12 protein-coding genes are annotated in these 17,319 nt (G+C 50.8%); 8 read left to right on the top strand and 4 right to left on the bottom strand.

Going from position 1 to position 17,319, the window contains the following annotated elements; genetic code table 11:
* Positions 1–13: 13 nt before the first annotated feature.
* Entirely contained in the window at positions 14–1,129 is a 1,116-nt protein-coding gene (locus Q0577_RS18745; protein ID WP_298738967.1) for a glycoside hydrolase family 5 protein, read from the top strand.
* A gap of 191 nt (positions 1,130–1,320) precedes the next feature.
* On the opposite strand, the gene secDF is transcribed toward Q0577_RS18745, so the two are convergent.
* Complete coding sequence (gene secDF, locus Q0577_RS18740; protein WP_298738964.1) at positions 1,321–4,503, bottom strand: protein translocase subunit SecDF; 3,183 nt, start codon at positions 4,501–4,503, stop codon at positions 1,321–1,323.
* Between the two features lie 174 nt (positions 4,504–4,677).
* On the opposite strand from secDF, the gene Q0577_RS18735 reads away from it, so the two are divergent.
* The 4 genes from Q0577_RS18735 (at position 4,678) to Q0577_RS18720 (ending at position 8,641) form a co-directional block, all read left to right on the top strand.
* The gene (locus Q0577_RS18735) at positions 4,678–5,925 is read left to right on the top strand and encodes a serine hydrolase (protein ID WP_298738961.1); all 1,248 of its coding nucleotides are present in this window, start codon (positions 4,678–4,680) and stop codon (positions 5,923–5,925) included.
* Positions 5,926–5,936: 11 nt separating this feature from the next.
* Entirely contained in the window at positions 5,937–6,647 is a 711-nt protein-coding gene (locus tag Q0577_RS18730) for a DUF4397 domain-containing protein (protein ID WP_298738959.1), read from the top strand.
* A gap of 143 nt (positions 6,648–6,790) precedes the next feature.
* Positions 6,791–7,984 (top strand): pyridoxal phosphate-dependent aminotransferase, encoded by a 1,194-nt coding sequence (locus Q0577_RS18725; RefSeq protein ID WP_298738958.1) that lies wholly within the window; start codon positions 6,791–6,793, stop codon positions 7,982–7,984.
* A 117-nt stretch (positions 7,985–8,101) separates the two neighbouring features.
* Positions 8,102–8,641 carry a hypothetical protein gene (locus Q0577_RS18720; protein ID WP_298738955.1) on the top strand — a complete coding sequence of 180 codons (540 nt, stop codon included), beginning with the start codon at positions 8,102–8,104 and terminating at the stop codon, positions 8,639–8,641.
* Here the strand turns inward: Q0577_RS18720 and Q0577_RS18715 are convergent, their stop codons facing one another.
* Positions 8,642–9,517: a M23 family metallopeptidase gene (locus Q0577_RS18715; RefSeq protein ID WP_298738951.1), complete on the bottom strand. Its 876-nt coding sequence runs from the start codon at positions 9,515–9,517 to the stop codon at positions 8,642–8,644.
* A 147-nt stretch (positions 9,518–9,664) separates the two neighbouring features.
* On the opposite strand from Q0577_RS18715, the gene Q0577_RS18710 reads away from it, so the two are divergent.
* Both Q0577_RS18710 and Q0577_RS18705 read left to right on the top strand, forming a co-directional pair.
* Positions 9,665–11,209, top strand: a complete 1,545-nt coding sequence (locus Q0577_RS18710; RefSeq protein ID WP_298738949.1) for a methylmalonyl-CoA mutase family protein — start codon at positions 9,665–9,667, stop codon at positions 11,207–11,209.
* A gap of 27 nt (positions 11,210–11,236) precedes the next feature.
* Positions 11,237–12,133, top strand: a complete 897-nt coding sequence (locus Q0577_RS18705; protein ID WP_298738947.1) for a class I SAM-dependent methyltransferase — start codon at positions 11,237–11,239, stop codon at positions 12,131–12,133.
* Positions 12,134–12,224: 91 nt separating this feature from the next.
* On the opposite strand, the gene Q0577_RS18700 is transcribed toward Q0577_RS18705, so the two are convergent.
* Positions 12,225–13,055 carry a M57 family metalloprotease gene (locus Q0577_RS18700; RefSeq protein WP_298738945.1) on the bottom strand — a complete coding sequence of 277 codons (831 nt, stop codon included), beginning with the start codon at positions 13,053–13,055 and terminating at the stop codon, positions 12,225–12,227.
* 466 nt (positions 13,056–13,521) lie between these two features.
* Between Q0577_RS18700 and Q0577_RS18695 the strand changes: the two genes are divergently transcribed.
* A complete protein-coding gene (locus Q0577_RS18695) occupies positions 13,522–16,365 on the top strand; it encodes a S8/S53 family peptidase (RefSeq protein ID WP_298738942.1) in 2,844 nt (947 codons plus the stop codon).
* Here Q0577_RS18695 and Q0577_RS18690 read toward each other — a convergent pair.
* Positions 16,362–17,261 (bottom strand): arginase family protein, encoded by a 900-nt coding sequence (locus Q0577_RS18690; protein WP_298738939.1) that lies wholly within the window; start codon positions 17,259–17,261, stop codon positions 16,362–16,364. The genes Q0577_RS18695 and Q0577_RS18690 overlap by 4 nt on opposite strands.
* Positions 17,262–17,319: the final 58 nt, after the last annotated feature.

The following is a 17,319-nucleotide window of genomic DNA, read 5'->3' as shown; positions in this document are numbered from 1 at the left end:
CTAAATACTCCCTATGATACGCAGAAAAGCCATCTTATACTTTGCTGTGTTTTTGCTGGCAATAACCGCTGTTGTTCCCCAGGGCCTGCTGGCGCAGGAAAACAATGGTCAGCCCGCCAGCTTCCGTCTGAAACGGGGCACGAATATCAGCCACTGGTTGTCGCAGAGCACACGGCGGGGAAAAGACCGGGCAGCCTTTTTTACAGAAAAAGATGTGAAGGCCATTGCATCCCATGGCTTTGATCATATCCGTATACCGGTAGATGAAGAGCAATTATGGAATGAAAAGAATCAACCAGTAAAAGAGGGCTTTCAGCTCTTACACGATGCGTTACAATGGTGCTACCTGCACCGCCTGAGTGCCGTAGTAGACCTGCACATCCTGCGCAGCCATCACTTCAATGCCCGTGAAAAGCCACTGTGGACAAAGCCCGAGGCACAGGAACGCTTCCTGCAATGCTGGCGTGAGCTGAGCGCGGAACTGAAAAGATATCCTGTTACTATGCTGGCCTATGAACTGATGAACGAGCCCGTTGCAGACAGCGCCGAACAGTGGAATGAGCTGCTGGCCCGTGGCATACAGGTGATCCGCGAAAAAGAACCCGAGCGGGTGATCATTATAGGAAGCAACAAATGGCAGTCTGTCAACACCTTTGCAGCACTGAAAGTGCCGGAGCATGATAAGCATATCATGCTCAGTTTCCACTATTATAACCCCTTCTACCTCACACACCATATGGCCAGCTGGACCAAAATACGGGATTATGATGGGCCTGTACATTATCCGGGCCCTACTATTACCCAAAAAGAACTGGACGCCCTGCCTGCCTCTATCCGGAACCTGCTGCCGGGCAGCGACCAGCCCTATAATACAGCGCTCATGGAAGCGCAGATGCAGCCTGCCATACAACTCGCAAAGAAACTACAGTTACCGCTTTACTGCGGGGAATGGGGATGCCTGAATACAGTACCCAGAAAGGACAGGTTGCGCTGGTACAAGGATGTAAGGAAAGTGTTGGAGAAGAATGGCATTGCCTGGAGTAACTGGAATTATAAGAGCAAAGGGTTTGGATTTGTGGGGGATGACGGCGAGTTGGATAAGGGATTACTGAAGGCGTTGGTGAAGTGATGAAAGCCATCCACGGGCTAAGAGACAAATTCGGAGGCAGCCGCGGTAAATACATCCGCGCATCTTTTATATTTCATAGTCAAGAACCATTCTTTTACGGACGGAAACAAGCGTATTGCTGCATTCCTACCCAAAAGAAAAGGTCCGGAACGAAGCCGGACCTTTTTTCTTATCAAACATTTAATTGAACACTATTTCTTAACCGTTGTGGCTGCAGCAGGCGGCGTAACCTTTTTGGCAGGTATCGCCTCCCCTTCATTAGCCAGCTGGTTATTCCGGTCGAAGTCCACCAGTACAGGTGCAGCTACAAAGATGGAAGAGTAAGTACCGGTCAGCACACCGATCAGCATTGCAAAAGCAAAACCACGGGTTACCTCACCGCCAAACACGAAGAGGATCAGGATAGTCAGGAACACGGTCAATGAAGTCATAATGGTACGGCTCAGCGTAACATTGATGGCTTTGTTGATAGTGCTGTCCCTGTCTGCACCCTTGTTCTCGCGGAAGTATTCGCGGATACGGTCAAACACGATCACGGTATCGTTCATAGAGAAACCGATCACTGTCAGGATAGCCGCAATAAAGTGCTGGTCAATCTCCAGGGTGAAAGGCACAATGTCCTTACAGAAAGAGAATACCGCCAGCGTAACCAGTACGTCGTGCAACAGCGAGAAGACAGTACCGATAGAATATTGCCATTTGCTGAAGCGGAGCAGTATGTACAGGAAGATCACTATCAGGGAGAGCACAGTAGCTTTAATCGCGCCTGCACGAAGATCGTCGGAGATGGTGGGCGATACGGTTTGTGAACCAACAATATAGCGGTTTACAAAATTATCATAGTTTACACCGGCCTCGTAGTATTTCTTCAGGCCATCGAAGAGTTTCTGTGTTACTTCCTTGTCAACTTCTATACCTTGCTCGTCTACTTTATAGGCAGTGGTGATGTTCAGCTGGTTGTTGCTGCCACCGATCGTCTTCACATAAGGCTCAGAGCCAAACACGCGTTGAAGCTCCTGACGCACTTCACCCTCGTTCACGGGCTTTTCAAAGCGGATGGTAAAGCTACGGCCACCGGAAAAGTCGATACCGTGGTTGAAGCCATGGAAGAAAGATGCTACACCCATCACCATTACCACAGCAGAGATAGCGTACGCGATCTTCCTTTTTCCTACGAAATCGAAATTAGCGTGCTTGAAGATGCGGCGGGAAACAGGCGTAAAATATTCAAAGTGCCTTTTCTTGTTAGTCCACCAGTCAGTAACCATACGGGATACCAGGATACCGCAGAACAGGGACAATAACAGACCGATGATCTGGGTAGTGGCAAAGCCCAGTACAGGACCTAAACCGAAATAGAACAGGATGACAGCGGTCAGCAGCGAGGTAATGTGACCATCCAGCACAGGCGCATAAGAACGTTTGTAACCGTCTTCTATCGCCTGCTGGTACGATTTACCCCGGCTCAGCTCATCCTTGATCCTTTCAAATATGATCACATTCGTATCCACAGCCATACCGATGGTCAATACCAGACCGGCGATACCAGGCATAGTGAGCGTAGCGCCCAGGGAAGCCAGGATACCAACGGTGAACAGCAGGTTAAGGATCAGTGCGATATTGGCTACCCAACCACCCGTGTTGTAGTATACCAGCATCAATATGAATATGATAGCAAAAGAGATAGCGAATGATTTAGCGCCGGCAGCGATAGATTCAGCACCGAGGGTGGGACCTACGATCTGTTCCTGCACGATACGGGCAGGAGCAGGCATTTTACCTGATTTCAGGATATTAGCCAGATCCGTTGCTTCTTCCACGGTAAAGCTACCGCTGATAGAAGAACGTCCTCCGGGGATCTCCCCGCGGATGGAAGGAGCGGAATACACGATATTGTCCAGCACCACCGCTACGAAGTTAAGGGTTCTTTCGTCGCTCGGGTTGGCGGGAGCCAGCCTGCCGGTCATTTTCCTCCACTTCCGGGCGCCTTCGTTGTCCATGGTCATGCTCACCTCGGGAGAACCGTTCTGATCATAGTCCTGGCGGGCGTCTATCACGGTTGTACCGCTCACTTCAGGCTCGGGATTGGTAGGGTTCACTTTGATGGCATACACCGGAACGGCAGCGTTCCTGTCTTCCCTGTTTTCCTGTCCGTATACAAACACCACATCTTTAGGCAGTACGCTCTTTACAGCGGGTATGCGCAGGTAGCGGTGGAAGGTTGCGGTATCTTTAGGCTGTATAAAACCTACCACGGGGCCGATCTGGAGTTGGCCATCCCTGGAAATGTTAGGATACAGTACGGTGAAAAGCGGGTTGGTTTTGGCAAATTCGGCCTGCAGTTCCTGCTGGGTTTTAGCAGAATCGGCCTTTTTGCCTTTAGCGCTGTCTGACAGGTAGCTGGCCAGACTGCCGGTCTGTGAAGTGTCTGATGTTGCTTTGGCAGCAGTATCGGCAGCGGCGGCAGCAAGAACGGCAGCATCCGTTGCGGAATCTACGCCGGCTTTACCGCCCAGGGCAGCCTTCAGGGCCTCGTTCATGGGCTGGAGCACTTCGCTGGCAAATTCCTGGTTACGGTAGGTTTCCCGGAATTCCAGGTTGGCGCTGGCCTGCAGGTATCTTCTTACCCTGTCCGGGTTGTCAACCCCTGCCAGTTCCACGGAGATGATCCCCTTATTGGCGTCCAGGCTGATATTAGGCTGCGCAACGCCGAACTTGTCAATACGTTTCTGCAGTACCAGGTAGGTATTCTTGATAGCAGCCCCGGCCTCACCGCGGATCACGTTGAGCACCTGCTGGTTAGTTGAATTAAAATTGATGTCTTTCTGGTTAGCGTTACCGAAGATAGCAGACAAACGGCCACTGGGCTGTACTTCTTCATAAGCCGCTCCGAAAAGGGACACGAAATCGGATTGGCTGGTCTTTTTACGCTGTTTTGCCAGCTCCAGGGCCTTGTTAAAGGCGGGATCCTTGGAATTATTGCTCAGCGCACGGATAACGTCTTCAACACTCACTTCGAGCACTACGTTCATACCACCCTGTAGGTCAAGACCCAGGTTCAGCTCTTTTTCCTTTGCTTTGGTATAGGTAGTATACCACGGAAAGCCGGCAATCTGCTTATTGCCAACGCTGTCCAGGATTTCCTGCCTTCTTAACTTAACGAGATCGTTCAGTGTATCCTGGTAAAAAGCCTGCTGCTCTTTGTTGCCCGGATATTTTTGCTCAGGTGTAGGATTTTGCTTGGTCACATCGTTTTTTGCCTGCAATGCCACCTTCTTATCGTAGTTACGTACCAGGAACGTAAAGGACAATTGGTACAGCGATATCAGGATAAGCGCGCCCGCAAAAACTCTAACCAGTCCCTTTAATTGCATATACTTTCGGGTTTATAAATTTTTTTTAAGAGTTGCAAAGATAGAATTTAAATTGATATATTAAAGCCTTACCGAGAATGGGCCTTTTGTGCTATTTTTTTATCCAATCTGACGAATATGCGCTATTTCATAATTTGGTTGATATTGCTATCTGCCTGCAACACCGACAAATATATGCAAACCCGCCGTTATCCTGCTACAGATAATTTTCTGGATACCTTCCTGAACGCACATGCAGCCATGCTGGGCCCCGTTTTTGCCGACCCCGACGCCTATCATCTGCAGATCATGTACACCCGTATAGACCGGGATGCACAGAACCGCCCTCATTTCCGCGATTACCGCTACCGGGTGGATGCGGGGCGATACTTCTACCCCGCTTCTACCGTAAAACTGGCAGGCGCCGCCCTGGCCCTTGAAAAGCTGAATGACCTTCACATAGAAGGACTTAGCCGCAACACCCCCATGTTCTCAGACAGCCTGGCAGGCATTACCCCCGCCGTACAACGCGATACCACCGCGCCAAACGGACTGCCCAGCATTGCCCATTATATTAAAAAGATCCTGCTGGTGAGCGATAATGATGCCTTCAACCGTTTATATGAGTTCCTGGGCCAGGAGGAGATCAATCAGCGCCTCCGGCAAAAAGGCTTCCGGGGCGCACAGATCAGGCACCGTACCGGGATGTGGCTGGAAGCTGAAAAAGAACGACATACCAATGCCGTCAGGTTCGAAGACCAGGGACGGGTGCTGTATACACAGCCCCCCCGTTACAGCCGGCTCACCTTCAGCCCCCGCCACGATAGCGCCGGAAAGGCATATTACAACAGGCGCCGGGAACTGGTAAACAGGCCCATGGATTTTTCTGAACGCAACCGGCTACCCCTGGAAGAAGCACACAGGCTGCTGAGAAGCATAATTTTTCCGGAAAGTGTAACAAAAGAACGGCGTTTCCGTTTAACTGACGACGACTATGAATTTCTGTACAGGTGCATGTCACAGCTGCCTGCAGAAGCAGCTTACCCCGCTTACGACACGGCAGAATTTTACCCGGCATATGTAAAATTCCTGTTGTTCGGAGGCGACAGGCACCTGCAGATACCGCCCGGCATCCGCATTTTCAATAAACCCGGATGGGCTTATGGATTTTTAACGGATGTGGCATATATTGCGGACTTCGCCAACCAGGTGGAATTCATGGTTTCGGCAACAGTATATGTAAATAAAGACGGCATCATAGGCGAACGGTATAATTACAACGACATCGGGAAACCTTTTATGAAGACATTGGGAAAATTATTGTACGAGTATGAATTGCAGCGAAAACGACAACACAGGCCCGACCTTTCACGTTTTAAACTGATATATACAGAAGAGCCGTCAACCAATAAACTTGCTAACACTTATAATCAAATCAAATAAAAAACCGTGTGATGAGGACTAAAAAGTACCGTTTATGGGCAGCAGCCGCCCTTGCTTTAACTGTTACCGGGTTTAGCGCCTGTCTGAAATCAGACAATCCTGAACCTTCAAGACCCAAAGTGAACTATGTGTTTTTAAACGCTTCTACCTATGCCCCCGGCATTGATATCTATAACAATGGTACGAAGCTCACCACCAATGCACCCTTCAAGATCGGCCAGTATTCCGATTATTATACTTTCCGGGGCACCCAGGAATTTATCTTCAAAAAAGGCGGTGCAGACAGCACTTTAGGTTCCATTGTCGCAACATTCGATTCTTTGCAGATCTATACAATAGTGATGTATGGCGAACAGCCCCAGTTCAGGGCCGTGCGGAACGACTTTACCAATGCCGATGGTTCCAAGCTGAATGTACGTTTCTACCAGCTGAGCCCTAATTCAGGCCCGGTAGACTTCTACCTCGACGGTAAAAAAATAGACAGCAGCCACTATTATGACGGCAACCAGCTCAGAAGCGATTTTACGGCACTGAACCCCGGCAATTTCGGTACCTCCAAGCTGACCGTGAAAGTAGCCGGCCAGGACTCCGTACTGGCTGAAACCACCAGCCCCAAATGGAGCTTCCAGACAGGTGGCGTATACACGATCTACTATATCGGCCTGAGAGGCGCAACAGGCGATAATGCACCTGCGGTGAACAACGTGATCAGCTACTTCTAAGCCACACAACTAAAAAAGTATACAAACAGATCGGGCTGAACATATGTTCAGCCCGATCTGTTTTATCCGGCAATAAAATACATTGTGCTATCCACTTTCAGTTTTTTACTGTAGGTTTGCCCAGGTCAATCCTTCTTTATTCTATGACACAACTCGCAGAAAGACTATCACGCATATCCGAGCCGGAAACGATCAAAATGGCGAAACTGAGCCGGGAACTGAAAGCACAGGGCATCGATATTGTAGATCTGAGCATTGGGGAACCTGACTTTGATACACCCGCCCATATTAAAGATGCAGCCAAAAAGGCTATAGACGAAGGCTATACGCATTATACCCCCGTAGCCGGTTATGCAGATCTGCGACAGGCGGTAACACACAAGCTGAAAAGAGATAATAACCTGGATTATACACCGGAACAGATCATCGTATCTACCGGCGCCAAACAAAGCATTGCCAACGCAGTACTGAGCATAGTAGACCCCGGCGATGAAGTGATCATCCCCACCCCCTACTGGGTAACCTACTCAGAGCTGGTAAAACTCTGCCAGGGAGAGATCGTGTTTGTGCCCTGCAGCATCCGGAACAAATACAAGATCACGCCAGCGCAACTGGAAGCGGCCATCACACCTAAAACCAGGCTGTTCATGTTCTCCAGCCCCTGCAACCCTACCGGGGCGGTGTATTCAAAAGCTGAACTGGAAGCCCTGGCCGCCGTGTTCATGAAACACCCTGAGATCTACATTATTGCAGACGAGATCTACGAATATATCAACTACGTAGGCAAGCATGAAAGCATTGCCCAATTCGGCGACCTGAAAGAACGTACCATCATCATCAACGGTTTGAGCAAAGGCTTTGCCATGACCGGCTGGCGCCTGGGCTACCTGGCGGCTCCTGCAGCAGTAGCCAAAGCGGCAGACAAAATCCAGAGCCAGTTCACCTCCGCTACCTGCTCCATCACCCAGCGGGCTGCCATTACCGCACTTACCGGAGAGCTGGCCCCTACCATGGCCATGGTAGACGAATTCAGGAAAAGACGCAGCTTTATCTACAAAGCCCTTTCTGATATCCCCGGCCTTCAGGTGATTGAACCGGAAGGCGCTTTCTACATGTTCCCGGATGTCAGCGCATTCTTCGGCAGATCGGCTGATGGCATGACGGTGAACAATGCCGATGATCTCTGCAGCTACCTCCTTCACAAAGCCCATGTAACCATGGTAACCGGCAGCGCTTTTCAACAGGATAACTGTATCCGTATCTCTTACGCCAATTCCATGGAAAAGCTGGAAGAAGGTATGAAGAGGATGAGGAAAGGCCTGGAAGCACTGCAATAAAAGCGGCTGGCTGTCAACTGCAGGCGATTGTCATGGATAAATTGTCCCGCTGAAAATTATCTGTTATAATTATTGAATATATTCCATATATATTTGCGTGAAAATTATTGAGCAAAGATGCCTTCCAGTCAAACACTCCTGTACATTGTTATTACGATAGGCGCTATCGCGCTGGTATATATGACCATCAAAGACCTGATCAAAAAACCGGGCAAACAGGACGGCGCCGGGAATGAAGGCCTGCCAGGCGGCAATACAGGCCCCAGCGCCGCCGTACTGCCCCTGCAGTTACAAGCCTATGAAAGGTTGGTATTACTGGTAGACCGCATCAACCCGCAAAACCTGGTGAGCCGGATCTATCAGCCGGAACTAACGGTGGTGGATATGCAGATCGCCATGGTGCACACCATCCGGGCAGAATTTGATCATAACATTTCCCAGCAGATCTATGTATCCCCTACCGCCTGGGAAACCGTTAAAACCTTCAAGGAGCAAAGCATCACCATCATTAACCAGGTAGCCTCCCAGCTGCCCCAGGATGCACCGGCCAAAGAACTGAATAAACAGCTGCTGGAAGTTTATCTGCAGTCGGAAGAATCGCCGGCAGAAGTAGCGGCGCAGATATTGAATGCGGAAGCAAAGAAGATCATGAAATAGTTATCGATCCACCATATTCACCCGTTTAGGCCTGATCACCTCATACAACAGGTAACTTCTTCCATTGAACGAAATATACAACGGCTCTCCCATGTACCAGGGCGTACCGGGCTTTCCTTTGGCATGGGCCTGGATATGCAGGTGTGGCTCAGAGCTGAAGCCTGAATTGCCTACACAACCCAGTGCCTGGCCCTGTACTACCCATTGCCCTTCATGCACTACCACGCTGCCCTTTTTCATGTGCGCCAGGAATATATAACCGGCGTCCGTTTCAAGCAGCACCTGGTTGGTGTTCTGCGGCCCCCTTTCCATATTGGGTGGAATGTTATCAGGATTATCACTATACGCCCTCAGCACACGGCCGCTGGCAGGACTGTAAATGGTATCATTGAAGATCTCATAGTCTTCCAGCCGGCTGCTGAACACTTTTTCGGCCCTGCCACCCCATTGGTTCAGCTTTACTATATCCATGGCATAAATAGCACCGCGCAAGCTGAAATGAAAAAGATTGGTAGGCAGCCCCTTACCGCCCTGTAATACGAAATAGCGGCCTGTTTTAAGCGGGAAAGCCAGTTCTATCTTCTGTTGTTTTAAACCGGTAGTGCCGGTGAAATAGCCAATACAAAGGCAAACGAGCATGCCTGTCCAGAAAAGGGATAGGACCCGCTTCCAGGGACGCGGCGCCCGGGCCGTTCTGCTCCTCCTGCGGAAAAAACCGCTCAGCAAACATAACAGCAAACAAATGCCGAACGCATACTTGGCATTCACCGTTAGGTACACCCAGGTACCATACAGGTATATAAATACACCCAAAGCCAGGGCCAGCAACAAGCGGGACCAGCTATAACGCAATGGTGCACCGGAAGCTGTAAACATAAAATACAGGCTGAGCAAGGCCAATGCTAATGTAACCAATAGTATTCCGTAAATAAACATATCTTATCAGCTGTTAAGCAAATATCTGTTTTCATCTGCATATTCGTATAACCCCACATAAAACACCAAAATTATGTAACATTGTTTATGGAAAAACATGTAACAGATGCAGGCATCCGGATACAACCGGTATATACGCAGGCGATACCCATGACTGAGCTGCCAGGCCAGTTTCCTTACACACGGGGCATACATGCCACTATGTACCGTGATAAATTGTGGACCATGCGGCAATATGCAGGATTCAGCACCGCAGAAGCATCCAACCAGCGCTACCATTATCTTTTAAAACAGGGCGTAATGGGCTTAAGCGTAGCTTTTGACCTGCCCACCCAGATAGGTTACGACTCTGATCATGCCATGGCGGAAGGGGAAGTGGGCAAAGTAGGCGTAGCCATTGATTCGCTGGAAGATATGGAACGCCTGTTTGCAGGCATCCGCCTGGAAGACATTTCCACCTCCATGACCATCAACGCTACCGCATTCATATTACTGGCCCTGTACATTGCACTGGCAAAAAAACAGGGGGCAGACCTGAAAAAATTGTCGGGCACCATCCAGAACGACATACTGAAAGAATACGCCGCCCGCGGTACCTTTATCTATCCTCCACAGCCCTCCATGCGCCTGATCACCGATATATTTGCCTATTGCAGCCGGGAAGTGCCCAAATGGAATACCATCTCCATCAGCGGCTACCATATACGGGAAGCAGGGGCCAATGCGGTGCAGGAGCTGGCGTTTACACTCGCTAACGGCAAGGCCTATCTGAAGGCGGCACTGGACCAGGGACTGGATATCAATGTATTTGCCCGGCGGCTCTCCTTTTTCTTCAATGCCCATAACCATTTGTTTGAGGAAGTAGCCAAGTTCAGGGCGGCCCGCCGCATGTGGGCGCAGATCACCCAATCATTGGGCGCCACAGACGCCAAGGCACAAATGCTGCGTTTCCATACGCAAACAGGGGGCAGCACCCTCACCGCACAGCAACCGCATAACAATATTGTAAGGGTAGCCGTTCAAACGCTGGCCGCCACCATGGGCGGCACGCAATCATTGCACACCAATGGCTTTGATGAAGCCTTGTCGCTGCCTACAGAAGATGCGGCCCGTATTGCCCTGCGCACCCAGCAGATCATCGGGTATGAAAGCGGCGTTGCGGATACGGTAGATCCACTGGCAGGCTCCTACTACGTGGAAGCGCTGACCAACGAGGTAGAGGCCAAAGCCTGGGAACTGATCAACCGGATAGACGCCATGGGCGGAGCCGTAAGCGCTATTGAACAAGGCTTCATTCAGGACGAGATCGCGCGCAGCGCCTATAAATACCAGCAACAGGTGGAGAACGGGGAAAAGATCATTGTAGGCGTCAACAAGTTCTCCATGGAAGAACACACCGCACCGGAGATTTCCCGTATAGACGACAGCATCCGCAAAGTGCAGACAGAACGCCTGCAGGCGCTGCGGGCAAAACGCGATGCACAACAGGTACAGGCTATTTTACAGCAGCTGGAAACGCAGGCCGGTACCACAGAAAACCTGATGCCAATAGTGGTAACCGCCGTAGAAAATCTTTGCACACTCGGGGAAATTGCAGACACCCTGAGGAAGGTATGGGGAGAGCATAGATAATTAAAAATTCGTAATTACATTTGTTGCATGCGTCTGATCTACTATAACAGTTGCCCGTTATGCGGCTCGTCCAACATAAGAAAAGTACTAACAGCAAAGGATCATACAGTATCCGGTGAAGAATTTGAGATCTGGCATTGCGGCCACTGTACCGGGCGCTTTACACAGAATGTGCCAGGCAGCAGCCGCATTGGCCGGTATTATCAGTCACAGGAATACATCAGCCATACAGAAACAAAAAAAGGGCTCATTAACCGTTTATACCACAGCGTTAGGAAGATCACCATGCGCTCAAAGCAAAACTGGGTGAGGGCAGCTACAGGCCTCAAGACCGGCGCCCTGCTGGATATTGGTGCTGGTACAGGCGCTTTCCTCCATTACATGCAGCAGAACGGGTGGCAGTCCACCGGACTTGAACCAGACAAGCAGGCGCGTGATAATGCGAAGAAGATATACAACGTGGATGCCCAACCGGTAGAGCAGCTCTTTTCACTGCCCGCCGCCTCTTTTGACGCTATCACCATGTGGCATGTATTGGAGCATGTCCATGAAGTGCACGCCTACCTGCAGCAGATACGCACCTTACTGAAACCCGGCGGGGCCCTGCTGATCGCCGTACCCAACTATACATCCCCCGATGCGGAACACTACGGCCCCTTCTGGGCAGCCTATGATGTGCCCCGCCATCTCTACCACTTCTCTCCTGCTGCCATGGAGCAGCTGCTGCAGCAACACCAGCTGAAGATCGTAAAGAAACATCCCATGGTGTTCGACGCTTTCTATGTCAGCCTGCTCAGCGAGAAATACAAAACCGGCCATAGCCGACTGCTGGCCGGCGCCTGGTGTGGCTTCCGCTCCTACCGTAAAGCATTGAAGGAAACAGACAGGTGCAGCTCTATCGTGTATGAGTGTAAGTTAGTTTGATGTTTGAAGTTGAGGTTCGTTAAAGGTTACAGGTTCCTGATAGTGTATTACACGAAACTAAACCAATAACATTCAACGAACCTCAAACCTTTTAATACAAATAATTGAGCGCTATTATGTCGTTGGCATTAAACGTTCTGTTGCCGCCATTGGAACAGGCCAGCATCCAGGAACCTGCGTCCGGACCTGAAGGCGTACCCGGAATACGCACAGCGCCTACACCGGCAGATCCTTCGTTACCGGCGCCGCTGCTGCCGCAGCTGTAAGCACGGTTCATATAGTCGGTATGGCGCATACCGATGCAATGGCCTATCTCGTGCTGTATCACGGAACCTACATAGTTTACATTGGGATTGCTGCCATAGGCCTGCGGATGGGTGTTCATACGGATGGTGCTGTACGGATTACCGCTCGAAGTGGGAAAACCGGCAGAACCCAGTGTGATGAATCCACCACTGGGACCTTCATAAAACCCCTGGATGGTAATGTTGGCACTGCCGCTGGTTACACGCTGAAAGCGAAGGCTCAGGTTCAGTGCATTGTAGCGCTGAATGGCCAGATCAGTACCGCTGATGAACGCCTGTGTAAGACCGGTGACACGTACCGTGATTGTACGCGGCAGACGGGTTACCAGGTTGTTGGTGCGGTACTGTTCCACTTCTGCAATGCGCAGGGTGGGAGAGCTGGAAGCAGCTGCCAGCTCTTTTTCATCCAGCAGGATATCTCCTTCTACAAGATACCCGCCTTCTACTTTTCTTACGTCTGCGGTGCTGAAACCTTTGTTGCTGATCTGCTGCAGCACATCCTGGGGGATCTTTGCGGCTGCCTGCTGTCCGGTGTCGGTGTTCTCTTTCTGACAGGCTGTAAACAAGGCGCCAACCAGGACGCATGCCGCCAGTGTACGGGTTACTTTTCTGATCATAGATGTGATTTTTGGGTTTTGGATACTTGATCTGATTTGCTCGTGCATAGTATATCTGTGTTTAAATAGGATATAATAGGTCATACAATGGCTACAACGCATGTAACACACGCGCAGCAAGGGCATCAGGAACCGGTGGAAGTAATAGGCCTGGCGTAAAAAGGGTTATAACGTGAAATCTGCTACTTCACCTTTCATTCATTTTTCACCTTTCTTCCATTAGAAAATACCGGAAATAAAGCTCAGACATGTTGCTCTTTAGTGCTGCTAAAACGGTCCAGATTTAGATTGTTGCTTGTTTTTTCAATTCAGATTTTGGCGCTTATTCGTTCATTCATCTGTCATTTCAATATTACAACATTAGCATAATTTAAAAAAAACATTTTTTAATCCCTTCACAAAAAAATTGGGATGTCCGCCTATTTGCAGTAGCTTTATTATTGCGCATTTTAATCATATTTCCCGCATGAGAGCCAACCTCGCAAAATCTTTATGGGCGCTGCTGTTCCTGTTTGTTCACCTGCAGCTCAATGCCCGGCAACAGCCGGGTACGGACACAGTATTACAACGATATGGCATTGTAACAGATAGTGGCACAGTATCAGCCAATCGCAATAAATCCGGATTTTACCTGGTCAGATTTCGCGTGTTTCCCGGTCAGTCTGTATTGCAGCAACATGGCAGCAGAAAAGCGTTAAGCGCCCTGCATTATATACTGCAGCAGCCTGTTACAGATACTGCATTATTACGCAATGTTGTTTATACTTATGCGGCCAACAGCAACTGGAAAAGCAGCACATCCCTGCTGCAGCAGCTCGACAAACTGAAAGATAAAGACAGTATTACCCTGCAGGCCAGCATAGATCCTTCCCTGGCGCCGCCCGGCTGGTGCTACGTACGGAGACAACCCTCCCGCAGCATCGCCATCGTTACCGTAAGAAAACACGACTGGCCGCAGTTCATTGCACAGGCAGCTGTTCGCTTTGCAGACAGGCTTAGACAGGCGCGAACAGAAACGATCGTCAGCAACAATGATATGAGCCTGAACCGCATCAGCACCGTACAGCAACTGTATCCCCAGCTGCGGGGCAACCAGATGACCGTATCCATCAAGGAGAACCTGTTTGATACCGCCGATGCCGATCTGCAGGGAAGGTACCGCCCTTCTGGCATCAGCTCCGGCACCCTGGACGCGCATGCTACCATCATGGCTACACTGATTGCCGGCGGCGGAAATACAGGACCGGAAGGGAAAGGCGTTGCAACTGCCGCATGGCTGAGCTCATCTGATTTTAACAGTACTGCCAACGATAATAAACTGCTGCCGGATGATCCTGCCAGCTATCAGCAACTGGGTATCCGCCTGCAGAACCACTCTTACGGCACCGGCATAGAGAACTATTACGGCATAGAAGCGGCCGCCTATGATGAACAGGCACAGGAGCTGGACACCCTCCTGCATGTTTTTTCTTCCGGTAACGATGGAAATCTTACACCCTCCAGCGGCGCCTATAATGGCATTGCCGGACTGGCCAATCTATCCGGCACCTATAAACATGCCAAGAACGTACTGGTAGCCGGCGCCACCAATGGCGTGAACGGCATACTGGCCCTGAGCTCCAAAGGCCCTGCCTATGACGGCAGGGTAAAACCGGAACTGGTGGCCTATGGTGTAGACGGCACTTCCAATGCCGCAGCCCTTACCAGCGGTATCGCCACACTGGTGCAGGATGCTTATATACAGCAGCTGGGCAGCGCCCCCGCCGCCACCTTACTGAAAACAGTACTCATCAACAGCGCGGATGATACAGGTGATCCGCATGTTGATTACAGCAGCGGTTATGGCGCTGTCAACGCCCTGAAAGCCGTAAAAACAATAACAGAGAACCGCTTCTTTAGCGGCAACGCCACCAATGGCAGCAGCCAGGTCTTTCCCATCACCGTACCAGCTGGCAGCGGACAGCTGAAAGTAACATTAGGGTGGAACGATCCCGCCGCGGCGGCAGATGCCCCCAAAGCCCTCGTAAACGACCTGGATCTATGGGTTGAAGATGCAGGCGGCAACCGTTATGATCCCTGGGTATTAAGCAGCTTTCCTGCAGCAGATTCACTTAGAGCGGTAGCCCGCCGTGGAAGGGATACCCTGAACAATACCGAACAGGTAACCATAGATAATCCCTCCGGCGTTGTTCGTATACACATCAACGGTAGGGCGGTGAGCAGCGCTTCACAGCGCTTCTTTGTAGCGTATGAATTTACCCCCGCCGCTTATTTCAGCTGGGAATACCCTGCGCCGCAAAGCATGCTGAACGCCAATACCACCGCCCCTTTACGCTGGAGCACCGCTTACACCGGCGCAGGAACGCTCCAGTATAGCCTTGACAGCAGCACCTGGCAGCCCCTCGTACAGGATATCCCGCTGGAAAGCGGCAGCCTGAACTGGACGGTACCTGAAGTGTTTTCCAAAGCCTGGCTGCGCATGCAAACCGCCAACGGCGCCTTTACCAGCGCCGCTTTCTCTATTTCCGCCATGCCCCAGCCCCAGGTGGGCTTCAATTGTCCAGATTCCGTACTGCTATACTGGCCCTCGCTTCCCGGCGCTGCCGCATATGAAGTATATGTGCTGAATGGCGCTTACCTGGGCACTTTTACCCGCACCACCGATACTTTCATAGTGATACAGAAACAGGGCATCAGCGGCACCTGGCTGGCGGTAAGCGGGGTACATGCTGATGGCTGGGCCGGCGTAAAAAGCTACTCGCTGGATTATGAGAACCAGGGCGTGAGCTGTTATGTGGCCACCCTCCTCGCAGACGCAGAGAATGATGCCGCAGTCAGGCTCACCCTTAACCTGGGCAGCCTGTATAACCTCCGCACCATCTGGTGGGAAACTTTGGGCGTTAATGGCTTCAACACCCTGCAGTCCACTCCTGTGGATGGCAATACCAGCTATACCATCGTAGATAATACACCTCATTCGGGGATGAACTACTACCGGGTACGGCTGGAAACCTCAGACGGACGCATGATCCTTTCTGATACCGTATTTGCCGCCATCGTAGGCGCGGGCAACACTTATGTAATGTTCCCGAATCCCGTGACCAACAACCTGCAACTGCTCACCAAAGCGGCACAGGAACGCAATATGCAGATCTTCGATATCAGCGGGCGGCTGGTACGCAGCTACCTGCTCACCAACATGCAGGAAAGTATAGATATCTCCGGCCTGACACCCGGCGTGTATGTGGTAGCGATATATGAGGAAGGCAAACGGGTGTTTGTACAAAAAGTAGTGAAGGCGGGCAACTAGCTGAACGCGCTCACCAGGGTAGCGCTTATCTTTTTTGCGATCGTGGAATCCGTGTCAAGCAGCGGATTAAAAATGGTCACGCTCATACCCGCCATTTTACCGGTCTGCAACAGCTGGCGGATAAAATGTTCCACCTGCTCAAAATGGAGGCCTCCCGGCAGGCGGTAATCCACGGCAGGGTTAATATCGTCTGACAATACATCAGTGTCAAAATGCAGCCAGCAACCGCTGGTATCCCATTGCCGGATCTCCGCTGTCACATCTGCGGTAACCCGCTCCATTCCATTCTTTTCAATTGTTGCCATGTCAAACACGCGGATAGCGGTATTGCGGATATCGCGGGATCCGTATTGCGCTGTTTCTGCAGCATCCCGCTGTCCTACCTGTATCACATGCTCATCCCGGACATAGGGGCGCAAACCGTTCATGTTGGTCAGCTTTTCCGGCCCGCGGCCGGTAACAATGGCCAGGTCCATATCGGCCACCTCGCCGCTCACCGATCTTTCCGGCTCATAGAAATCGGCATGCGCATCAAGGAAAACAAGGCCATAGGAGCCAAGTGTCTTCAACCCTGACATAACCCCCAGCAGGATGCTGCAATCGCCGCCAAGCACCAGCGCAAAACGCTGCAGCTGTACGGTAGATGCGATGATATCTGCCAGCTGCTGTGAGAAGTTAATGATAGCGTCTGTGTTCAGACAATGGGTATCCGTATCGCGCTGCCCGCTGTACTGGGCATTCATGGTAGGCATGTGTAGCACGGGGTGTTGCAACTGCAGCTTCGCTTCCAGCCCCGTGGAGAGCAGGCGGCCTGCAAGATGTTCAACGCCGGAAGGTTTGAGGCCGAGGATGGAGGCTGCGGTGATCAGTTCTATATCCGGTTTCGGGGTGTGCATATGTTATGTTTTCATTTACCCCGCAAAAAGAAGACCGTAAAAGCAAAAAATGCCTTTA

The sequence above is a fragment of the uncultured Chitinophaga sp. genome (assembly GCF_937898475.1).
Taxonomy (GTDB): domain Bacteria; phylum Bacteroidota; class Bacteroidia; order Chitinophagales; family Chitinophagaceae; genus Chitinophaga.
The sequence above is the reverse complement of the archived record's forward strand: the minus strand, read 5'-3'. Positions and strand labels throughout refer to the sequence as shown.

What these genes read in the sequence shown, in the direction of transcription:
- Q0577_RS18745 (WP_298738967.1), top strand. Translation starts at nt 14, where the DNA reads ATGATACGCAGAAAAGCCATCTTATACTTTGCTGTGTTTTTGCTGGCA.
- Q0577_RS18715 (WP_298738951.1), bottom strand. Translation starts at nt 9,517, where the DNA reads ATGTTTACAGCTTCCGGTGCACCATTGCGTTATAGCTGGTCCCGCTTG.
- Q0577_RS18700 (WP_298738945.1), bottom strand. Translation starts at nt 13,055, where the DNA reads ATGATCAGAAAAGTAACCCGTACACTGGCGGCATGCGTCCTGGTTGGC.
- Q0577_RS18735 (WP_298738961.1), top strand. Translation starts at nt 4,678, where the DNA reads ATGCAAACCCGCCGTTATCCTGCTACAGATAATTTTCTGGATACCTTC.
- Q0577_RS18705 (WP_298738947.1), top strand. Translation starts at nt 11,237, where the DNA reads ATGCGTCTGATCTACTATAACAGTTGCCCGTTATGCGGCTCGTCCAAC.
- Q0577_RS18710 (WP_298738949.1), top strand. Translation starts at nt 9,665, where the DNA reads ATGGAAAAACATGTAACAGATGCAGGCATCCGGATACAACCGGTATAT.
- Q0577_RS18730 (WP_298738959.1), top strand. Translation starts at nt 5,937, where the DNA reads ATGAGGACTAAAAAGTACCGTTTATGGGCAGCAGCCGCCCTTGCTTTA.
- Q0577_RS18725 (WP_298738958.1), top strand. Translation starts at nt 6,791, where the DNA reads ATGACACAACTCGCAGAAAGACTATCACGCATATCCGAGCCGGAAACG.
- Q0577_RS18720 (WP_298738955.1), top strand. Translation starts at nt 8,102, where the DNA reads ATGCCTTCCAGTCAAACACTCCTGTACATTGTTATTACGATAGGCGCT.
- Q0577_RS18690 (WP_298738939.1), bottom strand. Translation starts at nt 17,261, where the DNA reads ATGCACACCCCGAAACCGGATATAGAACTGATCACCGCAGCCTCCATC.
- secDF (WP_298738964.1), bottom strand. Translation starts at nt 4,503, where the DNA reads ATGCAATTAAAGGGACTGGTTAGAGTTTTTGCGGGCGCGCTTATCCTG.
- Q0577_RS18695 (WP_298738942.1), top strand. Translation starts at nt 13,522, where the DNA reads ATGAGAGCCAACCTCGCAAAATCTTTATGGGCGCTGCTGTTCCTGTTT.